21 protein-coding genes are annotated in these 19,225 nt (G+C 53.2%); all 21 read right to left on the bottom strand.

Annotated features, from left to right (window positions below; translation table 11 throughout):
- Nucleotides 1–14: 14 nt before the first annotated feature.
- The 21 genes from fliP to FYZ48_RS26465 all read right to left on the bottom strand — a co-directional run bounded on the left by fliP (nt 15) and on the right by FYZ48_RS26465 (nt 19,155).
- Nucleotides 15–956 carry a flagellar type III secretion system pore protein FliP gene (gene fliP, locus FYZ48_RS26565; RefSeq protein WP_242022780.1) on the bottom strand — a complete coding sequence of 314 codons (942 nt, stop codon included), beginning with the start codon at nt 954–956 and terminating at the stop codon, nt 15–17.
- The gene (locus FYZ48_RS26560) at nt 949–1,848 is read right to left on the bottom strand and encodes a FliO/MopB family protein (protein ID WP_149345530.1); all 900 of its coding nucleotides are present in this window, start codon (nt 1,846–1,848) and stop codon (nt 949–951) included. Before FYZ48_RS26560 ends, fliP begins: the two co-directional genes overlap by 8 nt.
- Nucleotides 1,849–1,920: 72 nt before the next feature.
- The gene (gene fliN / locus FYZ48_RS26555) at nt 1,921–2,613 is read right to left on the bottom strand and encodes a flagellar motor switch protein FliN (RefSeq protein ID WP_198422287.1); all 693 of its coding nucleotides are present in this window, start codon (nt 2,611–2,613) and stop codon (nt 1,921–1,923) included.
- Nucleotides 2,614–2,641: 28 nt separating this feature from the next.
- Nucleotides 2,642–3,199, bottom strand: coding sequence for a hypothetical protein (locus tag FYZ48_RS26550; protein ID WP_149345529.1), 558 nt, complete (start codon nt 3,197–3,199; stop codon nt 2,642–2,644).
- 156 nt (nt 3,200–3,355) lie between these two features.
- Nucleotides 3,356–4,084 carry an OmpA/MotB family protein gene (locus FYZ48_RS26545; protein ID WP_149345528.1) on the bottom strand — a complete coding sequence of 243 codons (729 nt, stop codon included), beginning with the start codon at nt 4,082–4,084 and terminating at the stop codon, nt 3,356–3,358.
- Nucleotides 4,085–4,120: 36 nt separating this feature from the next.
- Nucleotides 4,121–4,900, bottom strand: a complete 780-nt coding sequence (locus FYZ48_RS26540; protein ID WP_149345527.1) for a motility protein A — start codon at nt 4,898–4,900, stop codon at nt 4,121–4,123.
- Nucleotides 4,901–5,013: 113 nt separating this feature from the next.
- Entirely contained in the window at nt 5,014–5,208 is a 195-nt protein-coding gene (locus tag FYZ48_RS26535) for a flagellar FlbD family protein (protein ID WP_149345526.1), read from the bottom strand.
- A gap of 66 nt (nt 5,209–5,274) precedes the next feature.
- Entirely contained in the window at nt 5,275–6,966 is a 1,692-nt protein-coding gene (locus FYZ48_RS26530; protein WP_149345525.1) for a flagellar hook-basal body complex protein, read from the bottom strand.
- 194 nt (nt 6,967–7,160) lie between these two features.
- Nucleotides 7,161–7,598: a flagellar hook capping FlgD N-terminal domain-containing protein gene (locus tag FYZ48_RS26525; RefSeq protein WP_149345524.1), complete on the bottom strand. Its 438-nt coding sequence runs from the start codon at nt 7,596–7,598 to the stop codon at nt 7,161–7,163.
- A 40-nt stretch (nt 7,599–7,638) separates the two neighbouring features.
- Nucleotides 7,639–9,561 (bottom strand): flagellar hook-length control protein FliK, encoded by a 1,923-nt coding sequence (locus FYZ48_RS26520; protein WP_149345523.1) that lies wholly within the window; start codon nt 9,559–9,561, stop codon nt 7,639–7,641.
- Nucleotides 9,562–9,800: 239 nt separating this feature from the next.
- Complete coding sequence (locus tag FYZ48_RS26515; RefSeq protein WP_149345522.1) at nt 9,801–10,448, bottom strand: hypothetical protein; 648 nt, start codon at nt 10,446–10,448, stop codon at nt 9,801–9,803.
- Nucleotides 10,445–10,897, bottom strand: coding sequence for a flagellar export protein FliJ (locus FYZ48_RS26510; protein WP_145183130.1), 453 nt, complete (start codon nt 10,895–10,897; stop codon nt 10,445–10,447). Before FYZ48_RS26510 ends, FYZ48_RS26515 begins: the two co-directional genes overlap by 4 nt.
- A gap of 39 nt (nt 10,898–10,936) precedes the next feature.
- Nucleotides 10,937–12,322 (bottom strand): FliI/YscN family ATPase, encoded by a 1,386-nt coding sequence (locus FYZ48_RS26505; protein ID WP_242022779.1) that lies wholly within the window; start codon nt 12,320–12,322, stop codon nt 10,937–10,939.
- Nucleotides 12,323–12,331: 9 nt separating this feature from the next.
- Nucleotides 12,332–13,051: a FliH/SctL family protein gene (locus tag FYZ48_RS26500; protein ID WP_149345521.1), complete on the bottom strand. Its 720-nt coding sequence runs from the start codon at nt 13,049–13,051 to the stop codon at nt 12,332–12,334.
- An 80-nt stretch (nt 13,052–13,131) separates the two neighbouring features.
- Nucleotides 13,132–14,127 (bottom strand): flagellar motor switch protein FliG, encoded by a 996-nt coding sequence (gene fliG, locus FYZ48_RS26495; protein ID WP_145183125.1) that lies wholly within the window; start codon nt 14,125–14,127, stop codon nt 13,132–13,134.
- A gap of 54 nt (nt 14,128–14,181) precedes the next feature.
- On the bottom strand, nt 14,182–15,747 hold the full coding sequence (locus FYZ48_RS26490; RefSeq protein WP_187782239.1) for a hypothetical protein: 1,566 nt from the start codon (nt 15,745–15,747) through the stop codon (nt 14,182–14,184).
- A 116-nt stretch (nt 15,748–15,863) separates the two neighbouring features.
- Nucleotides 15,864–16,178 carry a flagellar hook-basal body complex protein FliE gene (fliE, locus tag FYZ48_RS26485; RefSeq protein WP_145183119.1) on the bottom strand — a complete coding sequence of 105 codons (315 nt, stop codon included), beginning with the start codon at nt 16,176–16,178 and terminating at the stop codon, nt 15,864–15,866.
- A 58-nt stretch (nt 16,179–16,236) separates the two neighbouring features.
- Complete coding sequence (gene flgC / locus FYZ48_RS26480) at nt 16,237–16,650, bottom strand: flagellar basal body rod protein FlgC (RefSeq protein ID WP_149345519.1); 414 nt, start codon at nt 16,648–16,650, stop codon at nt 16,237–16,239.
- Between the two features lie 48 nt (nt 16,651–16,698).
- Nucleotides 16,699–17,163: a flagellar basal body rod protein FlgB gene (locus FYZ48_RS26475; protein WP_145039387.1), complete on the bottom strand. Its 465-nt coding sequence runs from the start codon at nt 17,161–17,163 to the stop codon at nt 16,699–16,701.
- Between the two features lie 37 nt (nt 17,164–17,200).
- Nucleotides 17,201–18,637, bottom strand: a complete 1,437-nt coding sequence (locus FYZ48_RS26470; protein WP_187782238.1) for a sigma-54-dependent transcriptional regulator — start codon at nt 18,635–18,637, stop codon at nt 17,201–17,203.
- 65 nt (nt 18,638–18,702) lie between these two features.
- Nucleotides 18,703–19,155, bottom strand: a complete 453-nt coding sequence (locus tag FYZ48_RS26465; protein WP_145440633.1) for a hypothetical protein — start codon at nt 19,153–19,155, stop codon at nt 18,703–18,705.
- Nucleotides 19,156–19,225 lie beyond the last annotated feature (70 nt).

The following is a 19,225-nucleotide window of genomic DNA, read 5'->3' as shown; positions in this document are numbered from 1 at the left end:
GGGAGCGCCGGGATTTATCCTACGGCCCTGATACTCTCCAGCAGCATGCCTACTGTCAGCAACCAGCCATCAATCAAGACAAATAACAGAATTTTAAACGGTAATGAGATCAACACCGGGGGCAACATCATCATCCCCATGCTGATCAGAATCGAACTGATCACCATGTCGATCACAATAAAAGGCAGATACAACTGGAAGCCGATCAGAAACGCGGTTTTGACTTCGCTCAACATGTAGGCCGGCAGCAGCACACTCAATGGGACTTCGTCGTAGTCGCTGGGTGCTTTATAGTCCGCGGCTCCGGGAGAACCGGGCAACGGTCGCTGATAGTCGAGGAACATCCAGACCGTATCACTGTTACCTGTGAGTTCGATCTGATCACTCATAAACTTTCGCAGGGGAGCAACCGTCTTTTCAAATGCGTCTTCCAGCGATACAGGAGCCTGTTGCGTCTGATTCGTGTAGGGAACGATCCCTTCCTCATAGGCTTTCTCCCAGATGGGAGCCATCACCATGAACGTCAGAAACAGGCTCAGGGAAGTCAGTACCTGATTCGGCGGTAATTGCTGCGTTCCCAGTGCCTGACGCAACAATCCGAATACGATCACGAACCGGATAAAACAGGTCGTCATGATCAGAATCGACGGAGCCAGACTTAAAACAGTCAGTAACAGAAACAGCTTCAGGGTCGAATTAAGACCTTCCGGCGACGTCATCTGCTCCACATTCAGCAGCTCGGGAACTCCTGATTTTTCAGCAGAAGCAGGCTGCACGTTGGGATCGGCCTGCGCCGGGAAATTCTGCAGACTCTGACTGCCCACTCCCTGGTTAGAGAGTGCCTGATTCTGCGTTGTGGTCTGTGCCTGCAGAGCGTCTGTCCCTGTCAGTAACCAGCACAGACACAACCAGGCTCCCAGATTTCGGAGCTGTCCCCCCTCGCTCCATTTAAACATGATCGCGGTCCCCGGTTTCATTCAGGGAATGACGGGAGGGCTGTAACAGTTTCTGCTGCAACCGGGACATGGCAGAATCAAATTCGGGATATTCGTCCTGAGTTGTTTCAGGCTCCGCTTCAGAACGTACCGGAGGTTGCACACGTTCCGGCTTTCGCTCAGTTCGCGCTGGTGGCGTTTTTTGCTGAGTAGATTGAAACAGGTTCAGAAACGACTGATTTGCACGAGACGAGTCTGCCTGCTCGCGACACATGCCGGTAATCAGATCGACTTCGACCGGATCCAGCACTTCGCTTAAGGTCTCCAGACCCGCGGGCGATGATCCCAGAATCAGGATCCGATTGCCGCATCTCACAAAGTGAATGGTCTGACGGGCATCCAGTGGCCGTTTTCCCAGAACCTCGAGCACTTCGCGTGGCAGCGTTTTCGCAGACAAAGGATTATGTTTTTTCATCACTTTCGCTGCGATCAGGATTATGCCGATCACCAGTGCCAGCGCACCGAATGTCCCCCAGATGGAAGGCACCCGTCGTGGAGATGCCTGATCTTCCGCTGTTGAGTTCGCCTGTTTCTGTCGATCCAGGGGAGTAATCGGATTCGCAGCTGGCTTTGCTTCTGAGGGCACTCTCAGTTGAGGCAGGCTGCGCGTCTGTGAGGGAGCGATTCCGGAATTAACCGGCTGTGGCCGATTCAGACTCTCCCGACCAATGGTAGTCGGAGCCACTCCCCGTTGTGCCGTCCGGGAATACGTATTGGGATTACTGGACATTTCACGGGGCTGACGAAATTCAGATGGCCGTGACTGAAACGCAGGTTCGGCAGCCTGGCTTCGCACCGCTGAGATCAGCAGGCAGAGCAACGTCAGTACGGCAAGAATGCAAAGACGAATCATGGAATCCTTTACGTCGCCTCTTACGGGATTGGGGCTCACATAGCCGGGAAACTCCCTTCCCCGGCGTGACTCTTAAAGTTCGGGAGAAATAATCTCGGCAACACGGACACAAAAATTATCATTCAGCACCAGGACTTCGCCCCGGGCAATAATGCGGCCATTCACGAGAATATCGACCGGGTCCCCCGCCAGTTTGTCCAGAGGAACAACCACTCCCTCTTTCATTTTCAGGACCTCTTCGATCAACAGTTCCGTACGTCCCAGTTCGATGCACAGATCCAGTTCGACATTCTGCAGAGATGACAGGGCCATCGCCTCTTCCGGGCTGCCTGTCATCGATTCAAAATTCGGAAACTCAAATGCCTTCGTTCCTCCCAGATCTCCGGGGATACCATGGCCGGGCCCCAGGTTAGGAGAGATTGCTGCCGCCAGGTTGGCTTCCGCCTGGTTTAATAGCGCCTCTGTGTCTGCATGCGATGCGGAAAACGGGCTACCGGACTGATCTGATGACGCACCATGCTGGCTGAACAGTCCATCGATATCATCATTATTGACCACATTTCCGGAACCCGATGGCTTCACCCCCTCGTTCGATCCTGCATTCTGCAGCAGTTTCTCGATATCGGAGGGATCCAGCAGGTCGTCCCCTGCACTTTGAGAGGCGCTTTCACCAGAGGGAGGTTCTGCAGGCGCATTCTGTCCCTGCGAGTTTAAGAGCTTCTCAATTTCGGAAGGATCCAGAAGATCGTCATTATCTTCAGCCACAATCGTATCCTGTTCTGCCGGGGAGGCACTATTGCGTCATGGTCCGGTATTCACTGATGACCGTCTCAATGACATAGCTCTTCTTAAGAACTTTATTTATCGACTCTTTCATCATCCGTTTCATCGTACTCAACTGGGGATCATTCAGATCTGCCAGGCTCGACTTACGGACAACTTCAATCACGGCCTGCTTCACGCGGGCTTTATTCGTCTCTTTGACCATGGTTTCAAAATCACCGGCTGCGCCCTGCTCGACCAGCGCCACCAGGTTGAAGGTCACATGGATGGTCGCTCCGGGTTCGGCGATATTGTTCGTCACGCTGAAGTTTTCAATGTTCACTTCAGCCGTGGAAACCTGCAGATTTTCGCTTTCCCTGGAAAGAGATTCCTCCGCGACTTCCGCCGGTTTATCAGGTGTCAACAGCCAGTAGGAGATCCCGACCTGCAGCATGATGACCAGCAGTAACAGGCCACCAATCTTGAGTAACCGGGCCTTGGACTGGCCGGAAGCGGCCGCACTCTCTTCGGGGGATGCCACTGCCTCTGTTGCGACACCTGCCTCTTCTGTTTCGGTGTCTGTTGCCACGAGTTTCCTCCTTGAACTCTCGCACTCTGTTGGCGCAGGGACACATCATGTGCCCCTCTGCATCCACTTCGGCGGTTTTGATTAGACCAATCAGGCTCTGTATTTGATTACAAAGCGATTTCCGGAACGCCGATCAGGCAAAATTGATTGTAGAACTCAACGCTTACCTGTCTGCGGAGTGTCTATATACGCATCAATCAAAAATACGTCAACCCGACGATTCAAGTATTGCTCTTGCGGGTCGCGTGTGATGGTCCGTGGCTCAGCATCTCCCACTGAACTGACAATCAGTCGTTCGGGTGCAATTCCCTTGCCCTTAAGGTACTCTGCTACATTTTTGGCCCGATAGAAAGAGATTTCCTGGGAATCCAGGAATTTTGAGTCCTTTGGTAAAGGCTCGGGCGAGGCATGCCCCCGTACGATTAGCCGATTGGGAGTGGGCAGCAGCACCTCCGCAATCACATCCAGTTTTTTCTTCAGCGCAGGAGTCAGCTCCGCAGAAAATCGATCAAAACAGGCTGCCCCCCCCAGGGTCACCTCGGTTCCTGTATTAATTCGTTCCACGGTTTTAAAAGGGCCGCCTCCTCCCGAAGAGTCCGCTTTGCCCATTTTAGTCCCACCGTCAGAGCTGGTCCCCTTGGAGGCGGGCTTACTGCGGTTACTGGTAGGATCCAGCGATTTTCCCGGCACGGCGGCTGTGCCGTGATGCGTTCCGAATCGCTCCCGCAGCGAATCCAGCATGGCACGCACGGATCCTTCGTCGTTACGGATCTCACTCATGGACACCAGCATGATGAAGAATGTCAGCAACAACGACATCATGTCACCATAGGTGACCACCCATTCCGGAACGCCAGGAGGTCCGTCTTCTTCAGGCATCGCCATCTGAATCGCCTCCTTTCCTTTGACAGATTGAGAACATCAGGCAGCCTGACCGTCTTTGCTGACACGCTGGTCTGCCGGCAGGAAGGTATTCAGCTTCTGCTCAATCACCCGGGGATTATCCCCTTCCTGGATTGCAATCAGCCCTTTAATGATGACTTCCCGAACCTGGAATTCCTGTTTACTGTAATAAGCCAGCTTGTCGGCAAAAGGGAGAAAGAACAGGTTCGAGACCAGTGCCCCGTACAGGGTCGTGATCAACGCCACCGCCATACCCGGGCCAATGGCTTCCGGGTCATCCATGTTCCCCAGCATGATGATCAGCCCCATCAGGGTTCCAATCATCCCGAATGCCGGTGCGTATCGACCAACTGTATCCATCAGTGATTTGCCGTTTTTATGACGACCGGCCACAGCTTCCATCTCAGTGCGGAGAATCTGTTCCATGAGATCCACGTCGGTCCCGTCCACCGCCATCTGAACGCCGAGTAGAATGAAAGGGTCCTCGATTTCTTCCGTTTTGGCTTCCAGAGCCAGAATCCCGTCGCGACGGGCGATTTCAGCAAACTCAACGATCTGAGAAATCACGGGAGCCAGTTCCGGCTGCTGGGGAAAGAAGACCTTTTTCAGTACCTTGGGAAACAGCAGCATCGCTGCTCCCGGAAAGGCGATGAAACAGGCTGCGATCGCCCCACCGACCACCACCGCAGCGGAGGGAATATCGATAAAGGCACTGAAGCTTGACCCTGGCGCAATGAAGATCGCCAGCAGCAGCAATATGATGCCTGAAACGAGTCCGCCGGCTGTTGCCTTATCCATTTCTATCAAGGTCCCTGATGTCAGTGGACTCACTCAAATCCGGATCGCAGCAAACCGGAGAGCAGGCCCCTCACCATCACAAGTTATAATTGCTCAATCAACCAGAATCTGTCTCACAGCCCGGGCACCAGTCGAATCGCACGCGAATAAGCGATCGCACGTTTTACCACTTCTTCTACGCTTTCCCGTACAATCAGGCGATCATCCGAAGTTAAAGTAATAAACGTGTCGGGTCTGCTTTCAATACTCTGAATCAGCTCCGCGTTGACAACAAACTCTTCACCATTCAGTCGGGTCAATTTGATCATGCCACCAGTCTCCCGGGGGCGGTGGTCAAACCAGCCCCTCTGCTGGAACCCTGCTTAATCATCCGATTAACGTCCCAGCACCAGCAGTTCGTCAACCAGCTGCTGTACGGAACTGATCACACGGGCGTTCCCTCGATAGTTCGTGGAAGCCACGATCAGGTCAACCAGGTTTCGACCGACGTCGGTGTTGGAAAGTTCAATTGAACCGGCACGAATCGTACCGGCACCAAAGTTACCAGGCGTCACCAGGAACGGAGGACCAGAACTGACCCCTTCCTGGAACGTGGAGTTCCCACTTTCCAGTAAACCCTGTGGGTTGGAGAACCGGGCCAGTGTCACCTGTCCCAGCGTCCGGATAATACCGTTGTCAAACACGCCGTTAATAATCCCCGTTTCGTCAATCACGAAACTGGACAGCGTTCCCGGATCCGAACCATCCTGCAGGTCCAGTTTCAGAGTACTCCCTGCCGACGCAGACGAAATACCGGAGATGTTCGAAAGGTCGATGGACACATCCATTTCATCAGCAGCGGTATTGACCCGGCTGATCCCGAATGTAGAAGGGGTGAAGTTAGTCACATTCCCCTTACTGTCGAACGTAATCGTTCCATTGGAGACCGCGATATCACCGTCATTGTCATCTGCACTCTCGAGGAAGTAGCGGAAGACCGTATTGTTGGAAGAGCGTGATTCCAGCGAGCTGGTCATCTTCATCGTCACCGGTTCACCCAGTGAGTCAAAAATTACGAAGTCGGTAATCGCACTTTCACCATTCGCAGACTCACTTTTCGTGAACGCCATCGGTACAGTTGAGCCATCGGAAGTAATATTACCAATGGTCACCGAGATATCATTCACGGTCCCGGTATTCCCCACGATCTGAAAAGCACCACCGGCAGTCACCGTCACTCCTGGTTGAGCGCCAGTGGTCGCATCATTGGGAATGCCACCGCCATTCTGAATCCCCAGAGTTCGGTCCATAAAGCTGGCAAAATCAGCGGCAGTTGTGGTTGCCGTTACCTGCATGGTCAATGGATCCAGAGTTCGCCCCCCTTTGCTGGGCGTAAATGACAGTGTTTCTCCCAGAGTAAACAGCGGCGTACCAATCGTTTCTTCGATGTCGGTCAGCAATGTCGTACCAGTAATGGCCGCGTTCGCGTTCCCGGCATCAGTTAAGTTCCCTGTCGTCAAGATCGAGCCTTGGGTTCCAATTTCCCCGGTCGGCAGTAATGCACCACCAATCTCAACATTCTTGGTTGCCTGGGCCACGTTCAAGTCCCCGAGGGGAACTTTAATGTCAGTCAGAGTAGTCTTAACCAGGTTAAAGTCTTCATCAACGCCATACCCCTGAACCAGATAACCACTCTGGTTGGTCAACAGGCTCGAGCTGTTCAATTCGAAGTTACCATTCCGGGAGTATACCTGACCATCGGGGCTGTCCAGAATAAAGAAACCATCTCCCTGAATCGCGAGGTCGGAGGGGCTGGTACTGTTGGTCACACTCCCCTGAGTGAAGTCCTTACGAATCGAAGCACTCAAGGCCCCCAGACCGATCTGGCGAGGGTTCGTACCACCGTTTGAGGAGGAAGGACGTGAACCCACACTTAAGGTTCGAGCAAGCTGCGTCGTGAACAGCACATTAGAGGCTTTAAAACCATTGGTGCCAGCGTTGGCGATATTGTTACCCAACACATCGATGCTGGTTTCATTCAGGCTCAGACCACCCAATGATGTATTTAATGCAGACGTCAATCCCATGACAACTCCTCGGTTGAATCAACCAGGTTAATACCCAATCCTTAGGTTCGTTTTTGCGCAGCATCAGTCAGAACTGTACCACAGCAGTATTCTGTGTATCGTCTAAACTGATCCTGATCATCTTCCCATTTTTCTTAAATTTCGGTCGGTTCAGGCAAGCTTCAAATGAAGCTGATTCTGTAACCTCTGAAATATCATTCACTTGCTGGTTCCTGTACCGAGGTGATCGACGACACCGGCACTTCGGAATTACCAACGGCAACGTAGGCTTTGCTATCGCGTACGAAAGCACGTTCCACCACACCGGACACCGAGTTATCAGAACTGTCCTGTCCTTCCACCTGCTTCCCGATCAGACCGGCGGCCTGAGTCAGCGACTGGCCGGAGGTAATCTCTTTCAGCGTATCTGACAACTCGATATTCGACTGAAGTTCCCGCATGCTGGAAATCTGTCCCAGAAGCTCTTCATTCCCCATCGGGTTTGTCGGATCCTGGTTCTGCAACTCGGTAATCAGCAACTTCATGAAATTATCGGCGGTCAAACCATTGAAACCGACTTCATCGGCATCGACCACCTTCACGTTTGTGGAACTGCTGGCTCCACTGCTTCCGCTCACTGCATCGACTGCCATCCTGGCAACTCCTTAAATTCCGTTAACAAGGGGGGGACTATTAGATCTGAACGTCGATCTCTTCGACATTCTCGGTAGCGACTCCCTGCGACCGGGTCACATGGGGTCGGTTCTGTTCTTCCTGTTCGACATCCTCACGCTGTATGGTTTCGTCAGCATAGGCACGCTCATCATGGCCCTGCTCTGCATCCCCCGACTGATCTGAGAAGTCGTTGGAATTGAAGTCGGCCCCTGACTGTTGCTGCGAATCAGACTGGGACGAGCGTTGATCCTCGCTGGAGTGGGTATTGATCTGCACATCGATCCGATCCAGCGAGACGCCCGTCTTGACCAGGGCTTCTTTCAGCTGGGCCAGGTTATCGTTAATGACTTTCTGGGCATGCCTGTTCTGAACTTCCAGTTTGGCGGAATACTCACCATTCTTCAGGGAGACTTCGATCTGCAATGCTCCCAGTTCGGGTGGACTCAACCGGATTTTGAGCTGTTGCCCCGTCGATTGAGACTGCCGCACGGCACTCGCGATTCGATCCATCAACTGCTCAACCTGCTTCGCGTCAACCACGGGACCGGTCGGAGCGGCTGCCTGATTCTCTGTGGCAACGTTTGTCGTCTGTCCCAGCCCTGTAGCAGGAGTCTGCGACTGATCGTGACTATTCTGATTGCCGGCATGCTGTTCCTGCGCGAGCGGACCAGGCTTCGTTGCCTCTGTCAGGGCCTTCTGTAAGGCATCAGTCGCCGCTGACGCTGCTGCAGGATGCGGATTCGTCTGGTTCAGTGCACTCTGTTCTGGCAGAACCTTGTCCCCATCGACCTTCTTTTCTGATTTTTCATCTGTCGTCTCCGTTTTATCAGGACCGGCTTTCTCGGTCTGCTCCTGAACCTGATCAATCACCGCCTGTGCGACCTGCTGACCCGGATTCGCGTCACCGGCATCCTGTCCCTGCTGCGGATGATTTTCATTTGGATTCTGCTGCTGTGCTTTCAGATAACGTTGCTGCTGGGCAGCCTCTTGTGCTGCCTGGGAGACATCGCTTTTCACCTTGTCTGAGTTTGAGTGCTCATCCTGGGACTTTTGGCTCGCAGCCTGCTGATCTTCGGTCTGCTTAACCCCTTTGAGCTGCTCCGCTGACTCTACTGACTGCCCTTCTTCAGCAGCCTGCTGATCATTGGCAACAGCATCAATGATTTCCTCTGACTGTCCCGCGCCCTGGAGCTGCTGCTCCCCCTCGACATCTCCGGGTGTCTCATTCAGGGACGTTGTCTCAGTCTGATTCGTAGAGACTTCCTGAGTCTTGAGCAGCTCGGCCAACCCTTCTGGAATCGGCAGGGACTCCACCGGTCTGGTTTCAGTCACATCGGTTTGCAGTTTGACCAGGTTCTGATTCTCTGAGAACTGAAAATTCGCCGGTGGACGAATTTCCGTATCTCCGGTTGTCACTTCCTGTTCGAGAGTGGTTGCAGACGCGGCACTCCCCTGAAACAGTGAATAGCGGGGCGACTTTTCCTTGACCGGCGTTCCCGATTCTACCGGGACGGCACTCTCATTGACTTCACCAGCATCTGTCCTATCTTCTGCAACAGGCTTTGTATCCTGAACTGGCGCTGACTGCTCAACAGCGTTCTGACCAGGTTCAACCGCATCATTACGATTTTCCTGAGAACGCGGCGTCTGCTGCTCTCGCTCTGCCGGAGTGGGTGTCTCACTGGCAGAACGTGCCTGCGGTGCTTGAGGCTCCGGACGACTCCGGTCCGAATTCACTTCGTTATTGGTACGGGAATCTGGCTGTGGTTTTTCAGAGCCAGGCCGCTGCTGCTTTTGTGACAGCGAGTCCGCAAGCTGCTTGCGATAAGTAGAGTCGGTGGAACGAGTTGCTTCTCGCTGCAAACCGAGGTTCTGCCTGCCGTACTGACTCACATCTGGTGTCTGCAAATCCAGCAGGGAAAACTTGGGAGCGTCTGGCATTCCTCATCACCTCAGAGTTAAACAGGTATCCGAATACAATCGCCTTCAGCCCTCCAGAGAGGACTGCGCAGTGGTGAACGCGACAGGAATCGACGAATTCACCACTATCATATTCGACAGGATTAACCCTAGGACATGACGTCAGAATACGTAATATAGAACAATTTTAGCGAAAAACCGCATTAGTCCGATTCAGGAGCAGCAGCTGTCTATCAGCTGAGAAAATACGGAACCGCGATTCAGTTCTGAGAGAGTTGATCCAGGGTGTCGTCAGCGAAACTTCGGAAGGGCTCGTCCTGTGACATCTGCTTAAAGATTTCCTTCCCGCGTTTGATCACCATCGGATCCGGGGCCACCAGGAACTCCTTGAGCAGCTTGGCAATAAATTTGCCATCCATGCCCTTCAGCAGTTGCAGATTCTCTTCCAGTGAGACCTGCATCAGATACTGCACCGCATCACCAGATGGTAATGCCATCAACACGGACTGTGTCTTTTTCGTGGCGACACTCTGGCTCTGTTCTTTTAACAGAGCCAGTTCTTCCTCAAATTTCAGCTTGGCCGCTTCAAAGGCCAGCCGATCCTGTTTCAAGGCATCGGAAGACTGCGTGATCGAGCTTTTCAGCATATCGATTTCATCTTCACGGGCCACCAGCTCCAGAATCCGCATGGCGCGTTTTTCCGTCACTTCGTCCCGGGAGGGGAGCACTGTTTCATCTTCGACCAGTTCCACATCATCCAGAGTCTGACCGGTTACGATCAGCCGAATATCTTTCACAGCGTCCGCATTCAGATGCCCTCGAAACCAGAGAAAGCCTGCCCCCAGCAGCTGCGAAATGATCGTAGCCACACAGAACACGCTGACTATCACAGCCAGAGAACGCATCATCGAAGACCTCCCGACTGTTGTGTCGCGGCCCAGGTTTCTTCCAGTTCCAGAGATTCTTTACGGATCTGGGCAAACTGAAATGCCTCGCGGTGCTTGTCTGACAGTTTTTCCATCGCCTTGACTTCCTGCTCCGCTTTCGCCAGGGCCTGTCTGCAGGCAGTCAGCTGCTTTTCTAAAAGCCGTCGATTGGCCTGAACCGTCCGCAACTGTGCCTGCAACTGTCCCACGTAAGAACGCAGGTTCGCACCGGCATCGATGTCTAAGCGTCCCGGTTCCTGTCGCTGCCGGATCTCCTGAATCTGTTCCTGCCGGAGTGCATCCAGGCGCCGGGACTCCTCGACCAGACGCTGATCTGCCTGCAGAATCTCCCCGAGCAGCTGACGGCAGAGACTGCGTTTATGCCGTCGCATTTTCAGAACAGATTCAAATTGAAAACGAAATTTTTTCATGATCGCAAACTCAGGTCAGAGTCAGATTTCCGTTTACCTTCAGTTCAGATTGCCCGCTGCCTCAGCCGGAGACATTACGTCTGCAGCTGCTTCGGAACCTTCTGTATGCATCGGTTTGAGCTGTTCCATCCGTGCCGTCAGATTGGCCAGCCCCTGGGTTGCCAGGTCAAAGTTCGAGTTTTCCGTATTCCCCTGCCGCAGGAATTCATTCCAGATTGGTCGCAGTTTAATCGCCAGGTCAACCTCCGCATTCGAGCCCGTCTGATAGGCGCCAATCGAAATCAAATCTTCAGACTGCTGATAAGCGGCCATCAGTTTTTTCAGTTTTGACGCGGCCGCCTGATGAGACGGTGAAGTAATGTCATTCATCGAACGACTGATACTCTGCAACACATCAATCGCAGGCCAGTGAGATTCGTGAGCCAGTTTACGCGACAGCATGATATGGCCATCCAGGATCCCGCGCACGGTATCAGAAATCGGCTCATTCGCATCGTCGGCTTCAACGAGCACGGTGTAGAAACCGGTAATACTTCCAGAATCTGTCCGACCACTCCGTTCCAGCAGTTTAGGCAGAAGGGAAAACACGCTGGGTGGATAGCCACGAGTCGCCGGAGGCTCACCGGCCGCCAGGCCGATTTCCCGTTGTGCCAGGGCATAGCGGGTCACACTGTCCATCATCAGCAGCACATCCTTGCCACAATCGCGGAAGTATTCCGAGACGGCGGTTGCCAGATGTGCGGCACGCAGACGAATCAACGCCGGTTCGTCACTCGTTGCCACAATCACTACACTACGGGACAGTCCTTCCGGCCCCAGGTCGCGATCCAGGAACTCTCGAACTTCACGGCCTCGCTCACCCACCAGGCAGACCACATTCACGTCCGCAGAACTCTGGCGGGCCATCTGTCCCATCAAGGTACTTTTTCCGACACCACTGCCCGCAAAGATCCCCAGTCGCTGACCTTTGCCACAAGTGAGTAACCCATCAATGGTCCGAATACCGGTGCTCAGCGGTGTATCGATTCGCGGACGATCCAGAGGCGAAATCGGCTTCGCCTTCAGATTGGCCCGTTCCGCAAGCATCGCCTGGTTTTTGCCATCGATACAACGTCCGCGTCCATCGAGGACACGTCCCAGAATTTCATCTCCCACCGCCACGGCAGGGACCGACTGAATCAGCGACACACGGTCTCCACGGCGAATTCCGGTCAGCTCTTCGTAAGGCAATAAAAGCGTTTCTTCATCCTGGAAGCCGACCACCTCCGCTTCGATGGCGTGACCATTTTCCCGATCGATGGCGCAAACTGCCCCCAGCGGTGCCGGAAATCCGGAGACCGAAGCCGTCAGTCCCACGACACGGGTCACCCTGCCGGTCAGGCGAAAGGGCAAAATCTGTTTTATCTGCTGGGATACATCAAACATCCGAAAAAACTATTCCTGATTCTGAATGATCAGTTCCTCTGAAATTCGCTCGAGTTGCGTTTCCAGGGTCGCGTCAATCGTGCCGTGCTGCGTCTCGACAATACAACCACCGGGAGAAATTGTTTCGTCCTCTATGATCTCACAGCTCTGACAGCCGGTTAAATTACTGATGAAAGTTCTGGTGTTCTGCCCCAGATGTTCGACATCGACAGGATTCAGATGAAAGCGAATCTGCTGCGTGCCGGAAGCAAGCTTCAGCGCCTCACTCATCATGGGACGCACCGACTCAGGCTTCGCATTCAGTTCCGCGCGGATCACCTTCTCGGCAATCCCCAGGCAGATTTCGATAGCACTCTTATCCCAGATCTGTCTCCAGTTCACACGTTCGTGCTGCAAGGCTTCCACGGCCTGCTGCATCGCGGGATAAACGGTTCCCAGCTGCTCCTGAACCAGCTGGCTGGCCCGTTGCTCGGCCCGGGTCTGTACCAGTTGCTCCTGTTCCATTTGTGCTTCGGTCACCCCCTGTTGATGACCTTCCTGGTAGGCAGTCTGTCTGATTTGTTCCGCTTCCTGCTGCGCATCCAGAATCATCTGACGCGTCTGGTCGCGCACCTTCTGAATGTAGTCTTCGCAACGTTTTTCGATGTCGTTAAAACTGTAAGCCACTTTCGAACCCAATGCTCGAAAGGCTTCTGCTTTTAACAGTTTTGCTGTTTCCAGTTCCGCCATAATTCCATCTTTATCTGTATTCTGCCAGGCTGCCTCTGCGTCCAGAACCGCCTGACATCAAACTCGTTCCCTGACCGACATCAGGTAATGTACTGTTCGCTTTCGCTTCCGGAGGCGACTTCAATCTCACCGGCATCTTCCAGCCGCCGCACGCTGTCGACAATCTGTTGCTGCACGGCTTCGACATCGCTGACCTTGATCGGCCCCAGGTATTCCATTTCTTCCCGCAGCATGTCAGCCGCCCGTTGCGACAGATTGCTGAGCACCTTCTGCTTGATCTCTTCGGAGGCTCCCTTAAGAGCCACCGCCCACTGGTTGGTATCAACCTCTTTGAGCAAAGCCTGAATGGCCTTGTTGTCCAGTTTGACCAGATCGTCAAAGACGAACATCAGTCTTCTGATCTCGTCTGCCAGGTCGGGTGTCTCCTGATCCATATTTTCCAGAATCCCCTTGTTGGTCATCCGGTCGGTTACGTTCAGGATTTCAGCCACCAGTTCCACACCACCCGCCTTTTCGGTCCCCTGGCTGAATGTATTCTTCATTCGATGTTCCAGGCTCTTCTCAACGTCACGAATGACCTCCGGACTGGTCTGCTCCATATTGGCAATCCGCTTGATCACATCCATCTGCTTGTTGGATGGGAGCCCTGCCAGTACTTCTGCCGCGAGGTTACTGGGCAGATGCGACATGATCATGGCAATGGTCTGCGGATGCTCTTCGATGATAAAGGTCAGCAGGTTCGCCGCTCCAGACTTCTGTAAAAAACCGAAAGGAACCGAGTTCATCGTCTGATTGATGCTGTCCAGAATTGAACCGGCGCCTTCTTTCCCCAGAGACTGTTCCAGCAGTTCATTCACCGCATCCAGACCACCACGTTCCATATTGGTCTGCTCACCACTCAGAGAAGTGAACTCGTTCAATACGCTGGACTGCTGCTCTTTGGTGACATCCTGCATCCGGGCAATCATCATTGTCACTTTTTCGACATCATCTTTGGACATCAGACTTAAGACCTCTGCAGCCAGCGGTTTGTCCAGACTCAGTAACAGCACAGCTGCTTTTTGGAGATCATCCATGTTTCTATCCACTCTTTAACTGTATTACTGATCGACTCCCGCAGGAGTACTTGTCTACGACTTGGACTGGATCCACTTCCGCAGCACCAGAGCTGCGGCTTCCGGATTATCGCGTACGAGCAACTGCACTTCATCCCGCTGGGTTGGTTCCCTGCGGGGGCGAATCTCTTCCTCTTCATCGTCCAAGGGAGTCGGTTTTTCGCGAGGCATGTTTACTTCCTCCGTATTGACTTCTTCAATCTCCGGCATACTCTTATTGAGCATCCAGAGTGCCCAGAGAGCGAACAGCCCCAGACCGATGGTGCTGCCCCACTGGCTCACAAATTCACCTACGGTTTCCGTTATCGGTAATGCCACTTCCGGTACCTGCTGATCCACGCGAACGAATGAAGCAACGCTCACGGAATTCTCAGCCGACTGGGAGGGAATCAGCTTCTGAACCTGTTTCTGAATGCTGGTTTCCACCTCAGCTTTGATCGTATCAGTCGCCTGTTTGAAGGTGGCCAGTTCTGCATCCGATTCTCCCTTCTGGATGCCCCGTTTGACTGCGACAGCAGCGTAATAGTCTTCGGGAATGGAAATTGAAACCTGAACCGTGTTCGGCATCGCAGCAACAAACTCTTTTTCCGTCCAGGTAAAGGAAGGCGCCGACAGCGATTCTGAATTCGTTTCGGTTACTTTCTCGCTCTTTTCATTACCACGCGCTACCGACAGTGAATTGGGCTGATTGGAACGGGCACCGGGTTCGGCCCGGGCCGGCTTCTGGCTGATATTCCGCTCTGTCGACTGCTCTTTCGACTGCAGTGCGACCGTGCCATCGGTATTGATTTCCTGCTTACGTTCAACGTAGCGCTTCAGGTTTTCCACATCGACGTTCACATTCACGATTACATCGGGAATGTAAGAGAGGGAGTCCAGAATCTTGGTCTGGTAATTTCGGGTATGCTTGTTGACCCAGCTGATGAACTTACCATCGAAGGCGGCATTCTTATCTTCTGCCGTGTAAGAGTTTCCGGTGGACTGGTCGAAAACGGTCACCGATTCCGCAGTCAGGTCAGGTACCATGGTGGAGACCGCTGCCCGCAGGCTGCTCGCCAGAGTCGGAGAGAGTTCCCGTCCAGGACGCGGCTTGACCATCACAGTTGCTGTGACTTCGGGAGTGGTGTTATTCCAGCGAAGCCGTTTCTTGGAACGGGCCCACATCACACTCGCATCTTCAATCGAGGGGATGGCCCGGATCATTCTGCGCAGCTGATTCCCTAAAGCGATATCCCGCATCACCTGCAACTGGTCCTTGCTGACGAACATGCTTGATTTCTCAAACTGCTCCTGCCATTCGGATGCCCAGTCAGTCGGCAGCCCACCCCCTTCGATCAGCGCCGCATTGTAGCGGGTCACTTCGGACTGCGGGACCATGATCCGCTGTCCTTTCCGGGTGAAGTCGGTCAGTCCCGCCCGCAGCAGGACCTCTTCAGCGTGAATCACACCTTCCGTGGTGAAATCTTTCCCCAGCGAAAGTGACACATAACTGGATTGGCTTTCGCGAAAGAACAGGAAGCCAAACGCAACCATCATCAACAGGGGGACGGCCAGCAGAATCGCCCGCTGACTGCCCGTCATGTTCTGATATAAGCTTGCGAACTGTTGATATATTTTTTTTATCGTATCCATACCGGGGTAACCAATCGACTAGTCCATGTCAAAATGGTAAGAGAATCGCTATTGAGTGCGGTTGATCAGAGCTGCATCCGCTGTACTTCGTTGTAGGCTTCCAGCAGTTTATTTCGCATCTGCACCATCATCTTCAGGGCCAGATCCGCTTTCTTCACTGAGGTGAAGACTTCTGCCTGGGTGATATCGCCTCCCAGCAGTCCTTTTTCAATAGCCTGTTGCGAGTCCAGCTGGATCTGATTGGCGTTATGCAGTGAGTCCAGCATCAGTTCCTTGAAGGAAGGACCGCCCGATGGGTTGGCAGTGCCTGCTTCCTGAATGCCTGTCGGGGGAATCCCCGGCACAAATGCATTTCCGATATGACTGATGGAATTCGTCATCCTGTTCCCTTCCCTGAGATCAGATGAAGTTGAATTTTACGATACTGAAAGTCTCACCTCACGCCAGAATCCGCAACGATGTATTAAACATCTCTTTCGACATCTGCATTGCGGAAATATTGGCCTCGTAGGAACGTCCTGCCTCCATGGCGTTGACGAACTCGTTGACCATATCAATGTTAGGATAGGTAACATTCCCATCCTGGTCTGCGTGAGGATGGCCGGGATCATACGTTTTTCTTAAAGGTGTGTCTGTATCAATTTTTACATGATATTGGACACCGACTCCCGACTTCTCCTGGTCCAGGCTCTCCGTATCCGCCTGGAAGGTCACAATCCGCCGATAATAGGGCTCTTTGTCGCTGGCAGGGTCATAAGACACATTCACTGCAGCGATATTACCTGCAATTGTGTTCATTCTCTGACGCTGTGCCACCAGAGCACTGCTGCTGATATCAATTCCCTTAAACATACCTCGCTCCTTTACCCGGTCTTCCTGAGTTCACTCAGGTTACAGGCCTTAAGCTCTTTCAGAGATTACCGTTAACAGTTGATTCATCTGAGCCATCATGGTCTCAACCGCAAACTGCTGCATCAGCGAGTTTTTGGTCATATGCATCACCTGTGCTTCAATGCTCCGATTATTATCATCATTAAAGGTCAGATTCTGAGGCGACGTTTCCCGGGCTTCGTACAGACTCCGCGGAAATAGTCTCTGCAGCTCTGTTTCCGGGTTTCGTGTTTCTCCCAGCGTCACCGGCATCGACAGTGACGAACGGTTGGCAGGCTGAGCCAGCTTTTCCTGCAACTGAACGGCTTCCTGCAATGCCTGCCGAAATTCGGCCACAGGCAGATCGCGCATCTTGTACCCGGGGGTATCAATGTTCGCGATATTTCCCGCCAGAACTTCCTGCCGACGCTCTGAGAACGCGGCCATTTTCTCCAGCAGTGGCAACGAATTGGAATTCAGAATCTGATCTAACATGATTTACACCTTAATAAACAATCAACGCTGCCGCTGGTCAGGCTGCACGCCGGACCGTGAAGTTCCGTTTTGAATCTGGGCCTCCCCGTGGCGGATAACCGTACGATCTCAGTTTTCCTGAAAGCGTTCTCAACCCGATGTCCAGCATCTGGGCCGTATTTTCACGATTGCCCCCGCAGCGGGCAAATGTACTTTCAATCAACTTCTGTTCCATTTCCCGCAAGGTCATACCGACCATTGCTTCGGGATCTGCTAATGCCTCGGATCCAATCCAGGGCTGCAGGCTGGCAGCATCCAGGCGAGGACTATTGTCTACACGACTGACATGCTGAATCAGGTTTCGCAGCTCCTGTACATCGCCGGTCCAGTTGTGACGCTTCAGGGTTTCCAGGCCGTTCAGTGTCAGCAGCTTGGGAACAGTCCCCTCGCTGCGGGCAACTTCGCTCAACAGGTATTCCGTGAGCAATGCCAGATCTTCCCTGCGATCATTCAACCGCGGAACCGAAATCGTCGTCTCACCCAGCACTGATGCCAGTTTGCGTTTGAACTGATTTTGAGCAACCAGTTCGGTCAGCGGAACATGACTTAACGTCAACAGTCGGCAGTTGAGTTTTTTAAGCAGACCGTCTTCGGGAGAGAGATACTCATTCCGTTCCACGATTTTCAGAATCGCTGACTGCACCGGCAGAGAGGCAAGCTGCATCTGATCCAGTACCAGAGTTCCCCCTTCCGCCTGCTCGAGGCGACCGGGGTTCCACTTGGGCTCATCGGTGTAGCTGCTCTGCTCATCAGTAAAATACCCCAGCAGTTCCCGCTCGACATTTTCAATCGTGAGGCTGCTGCAGTTCACCTTGATAAAAGGTCGCGTCTCCAGAAACATGGCATCATGAATCATCTCTGCTACCAGTGCTAATTCCGTCCCCGGAGCACCCTGCACCAAAACGGGAGTCAGCAGATGAATCGTGTCGGCAATCCGGTCGCGCAGATTCTGGATCGCCTGACTGTAACCGATCAACTTACGCGTTGATCGCGTATTCAGTTCCTGAATGAGTCCGGTACACTTTCGCGACAGGCGAGAATACCTGATCGCAGAATCGAGCAGACGGCCGATACTTTCCAGCGAGTCTTCCGGCTTCAGTTCTGCAAATGGAACCATGCCAGCCAGACTCCCCGCTCCACCTGCCTGTCGGGCGTCACGTGCCTGTCCGGCTGTGAAAGCGGGATAAAACAGTACCGGGATCAAACTCTGCTCGGGGAGCGTCTCTGCCTTGAAGGCGTATTCAGCAATCCCTTTCGCATCGAGCAATACACAAACATCTGCCTCGGAATGCTGTGGTGCCGGAGACAGCACAATCTCTGCCAGCGGCACGACCGTGTAGCCCAGATTTGACAACTGCGTACAGATTTCCAGTCGGCGGATCCGATCTTCGGATACGACCTGGATCACGCCGCGTGATGTTACCTGATGAATCATACTCTGCTTCATTATTAAAAACCAATCTCTGAAAGATTAACGTTACGTATCGTTTCAAGTGACCGTTACTGGTCGATATTCAAATGGCGATGCGTCACCGGGGCCAGGTTGTCCCGGTAGGCTTCACCCACTCTGCCCCCCTGGTTGAGTGACTTTAACTGCTCACGTGTCTGATCGCGTCGATGCACCATCGACTGCGTGCTGGTATCTTCGTTCTGCAACAACTCGGACAGCACTGCCTCCGATTGCTGTAAAATGGTTTCACAGGTCTCCCGCTGATCTGTCGGCAGCTGATCCCGGTCGGCCTTCCATTTTTCCCAGAGTTGAGGCAACTGCCGGGTATACTGGTCCAGTTGTCCCAGCAACCGCTGTTTCTGCCCCAGAACATCCAGCAGCTGCGTGTAATCATCCTGCTCGATCAGATCCTGCTGCTGAAGGGAGAGCTTCAACAGGGCCCTGGAGTATTCCAGACGCACCGCAAACAGTTTCGGATAATCAATCATGTGTGTGGAAGTCATAACACTTTTAACATTTTTCTAAATCGTTTCCGGTTTGCCCGAACTGCATCACACAGTCCTGGCTGAACCG

The sequence above is a fragment of the Gimesia chilikensis genome (assembly GCF_008329715.1).
Classification (GTDB): Bacteria; Planctomycetota; Planctomycetia; order Planctomycetales; family Planctomycetaceae; genus Gimesia; species Gimesia chilikensis.
This window is presented reverse-complemented; position numbering and strand designations above follow the sequence as displayed.